The 3,337-nt window shown below is 50.3% G+C and carries 2 rRNA genes; both read left to right on the forward strand.

What is annotated here, in order from left to right:
* Nucleotides 1-242 precede the first annotated feature (242 nt).
* Nucleotides 243-3,134 (forward strand): 23S ribosomal RNA (locus VOR_RS0110710).
* Between the two features lie 87 nt (nucleotides 3,135-3,221).
* Nucleotides 3,222-3,337, forward strand: a 5S ribosomal RNA gene (rrf, locus tag VOR_RS0110715).

Raw genomic sequence — 3,337 nt, forward strand, 5'->3', positions numbered from 1 at the left:
GCTCTTTAACAATTTGGAAAGCTGACTGATAACAACAAACGTGTTTGTTGTTATCAAATAAAAGTTCTCAACATCAATGCGTTTAACGTATTGATACCAAACACATTCAAGTGTTCTTGGGGAAGCTTACTAGGTAAGTTTTCAAAATTGAGTCCGGCAAAATCAAACGTCTCTCGCTCATTCAAATAATGAGAGACAACCTTGGTGACTTGTCTGCAACACGAAACTTCTTCGGGTTGTATGGTTAAGTGACTAAGCGTACACGGTGGATGCCTTGGCAGTCAGAGGCGATGAAGGACGTAGTAACTTGCGATAAGCGTAGATTAGGCAGTAACAGCCACTTGAGTCTACGATTTCCGAATGGGGAAACCCACGTGCATAAGCACGTATCCTTACCTGAATACATAGGGTAAGGAGGCAAACCGGGGGAACTGAAACATCTAAGTACCCCGAGGAGAAGAAATCAACAGAGATTCCGAAAGTAGCGGCGAGCGAAATTGGACTAGCCCTTAAGCTTTTAATGATGCAGGTGAAGCCTCTGGAAAGTGGCGCAATAAAGGGTGATAGCCCCGTAACTGTTCCATCATTATAAGTGAAATCGAGTAAGGCGGGACACGTGTTATCCTGTCTGAACATGGGGGGACCATCCTCCAAGGCTAAATACTACTGACTGACCGATAGTGAACCAGTACCGTGAGGGAAAGGCGAAAAGAACCCCTGTGAGGGGAGTGAAATAGAACCTGAAACCGTGTACGTACAAGCAGTAGGAGCAGGCAATGCCTTGTGACTGCGTACCTTTTGTATAATGGGTCAGCGACTTATATTCAGTGGCAAGGTTAACCGAATAGGGGAGCCGTAGGGAAACCGAGTCTTAACTGGGCGCTTTAGTCTCTGGATATAGACCCGAAACCGGGTGATCTAGCCATGGGCAGGTTGAAGGTTGAGTAACATCAACTGGAGGACCGAACCGACTAATGTTGAAAAATTAGCGGATGACTTGTGGCTAGGGGTGAAAGGCCAATCAAACTCGGAGATAGCTGGTTCTCCCCGAAAGCTATTTAGGTAGCGCCTCGGACGAATACTACTGGGGGTAGAGCACTGTTAAGGCTAGGGGGTCATCCCGACTTACCAACCCTTTGCAAACTCCGAATACCAGTAAGTACTATCCGGGAGACACACGGCGGGTGCTAACGTCCGTCGTGGAGAGGGAAACAACCCAGACCGCCAGCTAAGGTCCCAAATTACTACTAAGTGGGAAACGATGTGGGAAGGCTCAGACAGCCAGGATGTTGGCTTAGAAGCAGCCATCATTTAAAGAAAGCGTAATAGCTCACTGGTCGAGTCGGCCTGCGCGGAAGATGTAACGGGGCTAAGTAGTAAACCGAAGCTGCGGCAATACAGTTTACTGTATTGGGTAGGGGAGCGTTCTGTAAGCCGTTGAAGGTGTGTTGTAAAGCATGCTGGAGGTATCAGAAGTGCGAATGCTGACATGAGTAACGATAAGGGGGGTGAAAAACCTCCCCGCCGGAAGACCAAGGGTTCCTGTCCAACGTTAATCGGGGCAGGGTAAGTCGACCCCTAAGGCGAGGCTGAAAAGCGTAGTCGATGGGAAACGGGTTAATATTCCCGTACTGCTTATAATTGCGATGGGGGGACGGAGAAGGCTAGGTGGGCCAGGCGACGGTTGTCCTGGTTCAAGTGCGTAGGCTAAGAGACTAGGTAAATCCGGTTTCTTGTTAGGCTGAGACACGACGTCGAGCTGCTACGGCAGTGAAGTCATTGATGCCCTGCTTCCAGGAAAAGCCTCTAAGCTTCAGATTATAAGCAATCGTACCCCAAACCGACACAGGTGGTCGGGTAGAGAATACCAAGGCGCTTGAGAGAACTCGGGTGAAGGAACTAGGCAAAATGGTACCGTAACTTCGGGAGAAGGTACGCTCTTATTGGTGAAGTCCCTTGCGGATGGAGCTGACGAGAGTCGCAGATACCAGGTGGCTGCAACTGTTTATTAAAAACACAGCACTGTGCAAAATCGCAAGATGACGTATACGGTGTGACGCCTGCCCGGTGCCGGAAGGTTAATTGATGGGGTTAGACTTAGGTCGAAGCTCTTGATCGAAGCCCCGGTAAACGGCGGCCGTAACTATAACGGTCCTAAGGTAGCGAAATTCCTTGTCGGGTAAGTTCCGACCTGCACGAATGGCGTAATGATGGCCACGCTGTCTCCACCCGAGACTCAGTGAAATTGAAATCGCTGTGAAGATGCAGTGTACCCGCGGCTAGACGGAAAGACCCCGTGAACCTTTACTACAGCTTGGCACTGAACATTGAACCTACATGTGTAGGATAGGTGGGAGACTTAGAAGCGCAGTCGCTAGATTGCGTGGAGTCGACCTTGAAATACCACCCTTGTCGTTTTGATGTTCTAACGTAGGCCCCTCATCGGGGTTGCGGACAGTGCCTGGTGGGTAGTTTGACTGGGGCGGTCTCCTCCCAAAGAGTAACGGAGGAGCACGAAGGTGGGCTAATCACGGTTGGACATCGTGAGGTTAGTGCAATGGCATAAGCCCGCTTAACTGCGAGAATGACGGTTCGAGCAGGTACGAAAGTAGGTCATAGTGATCCGGTGGTTCTGAATGGAAGGGCCATCGCTCAACGGATAAAAGGTACTCCGGGGATAACAGGCTGATACCGCCCAAGAGTTCATATCGACGGCGGTGTTTGGCACCTCGATGTCGGCTCATCACATCCTGGGGCTGAAGTCGGTCCCAAGGGTATGGCTGTTCGCCATTTAAAGTGGTACGCGAGCTGGGTTTAGAACGTCGTGAGACAGTTCGGTCCCTATCTGCCGTGGGCGTTGGAAGATTGAAGGGGGCTGCTCCTAGTACGAGAGGACCGGAGTGGACGAACCGCTGGTGTTCGGGTTGTCATGCCAATGGCATTGCCCGGTAGCTAAGTTCGGAATTGATAAGCGCTGAAAGCATCTAAGCGCGAAGCGAGCCCTGAGATGAGTCTTCCCTGGCACTTTAAGTGTCCTAAAGGGTTGTTCGAGACTAGAACGTTGATAGGTTGGGTGTGTAAGCGCTGCGAGGCGTTGAGCTAACCAATACTAATTGCCCGTGAGGCTTAACCATACAACACCGAAGGGGTTTTGTGGACTCAATGAAAGAACATTGAATGTGTGAATGAGAATGAAACAGCTTTCCGAATTAAGAAATTTGCTTGGCGACCATAGCGTTGTGGACCCACCTGACTCCATGCCGAACTCAGAAGTGAAACACAACAGCGCCGATGGTAGTGTGGGGTCTCCCCATGTGAGAGTAGGACATCGCCAGGC

It is taken from the genome of Vibrio ordalii ATCC 33509, assembly GCA_000257205.1.
GTDB classification, from domain to species: Bacteria; Pseudomonadota; Gammaproteobacteria; order Enterobacterales; family Vibrionaceae; genus Vibrio; species Vibrio ordalii.